At 62.5% G+C, this 949-nt stretch carries 1 protein-coding gene; it reads left to right on the plus strand.

The annotated features are described in order from the left end of the window. On the plus strand, positions 1-949 hold a 949-nt coding region (locus QM596_RS29570; protein ID WP_283310599.1), incomplete at both ends, for a condensation domain-containing protein.

Consider the following 949-nt stretch of genomic DNA (forward strand, 5'->3'; position numbering starts at 1 on the left):
GCTCGCCTCGGTTCTCATGTCGGTGGTGGTTCGCGTGCGGCGTTGACTGCGCAGGTGCGTCCGGCGCAGGTGCCGTTGTCGTTGGCGCAGCAGCGCATGTGGTTCCTCAATCGATTCGACACGGCATCGGCTGTCAACAATGTCCCTGTTGCCGTTCGGCTCACGGGTGCGCTCGATCTGGCCGCCCTGAATTCGGCAGTTCACGATGTTATCGGTCGCCACGAGGTTCTGCGCACGGTCTACCCCGAGGTCGACGGAATCGGCTACCAGAAGATCCTCTCGGCTGGAGATGTCTCGATCGATCTCGGTGTAGAACGCGTCACCGACGACCGAATCCAGGCGGAGCTGTATTCGTTCTTCGCCCAGGGCTTCGATGTCACCGTCGAGGTTCCGATGCGCGCCAAGATGTTCCAGGTCGCCGATGATGACTTCGTGTTGTCGTTCGTGGTGCATCACATCTCGACCGACGGCTTCTCGATGAGCCCGTTGACCCGGGACGTGATGACCGCGTACTTCGCCCGCTCACAGGGTCAAGCCCCGGTGTGGACGCCGTTGCCGGTGCAGTATGCCGACTACGCACTGTGGCAGCGTGAGGTTCTCGGGTTCGAGGACGATCCGCAGTCAATCATCGCGCAGCAGATCAACTACTGGTCCGATGCCCTGGCCGACCTTCCCGAGCAGCTGGACCTTCCCAGTGATCGCACCCGCCCCGAGATCGCAACGGGACAAGGAGCGAACCACACCTTCACCATCGACGCGCAACTGTGGGCCGACGTGGAAGCAACAGGTCAGGCGACGGGCGCAACCCCGTTCATGGTCGTCCACTCTGCGCTGGCCGTGCTGCTGGCACGGTTGTCCGCGACAACCGACATCGCAATCGGCGCTCCTGTCGCCGGTCGCGGTGAGGCGCAGCTCGACGATCTGATCGGTATGTTCGTCAACACTTTGG

Origin of the sequence: Rhodococcus sp. IEGM 1406 (genome assembly GCF_030056745.1) — a bacterium.
Taxonomy (GTDB): Bacteria; Actinomycetota; Actinomycetes; order Mycobacteriales; family Mycobacteriaceae; genus Rhodococcus_F; species Rhodococcus_F erythropolis.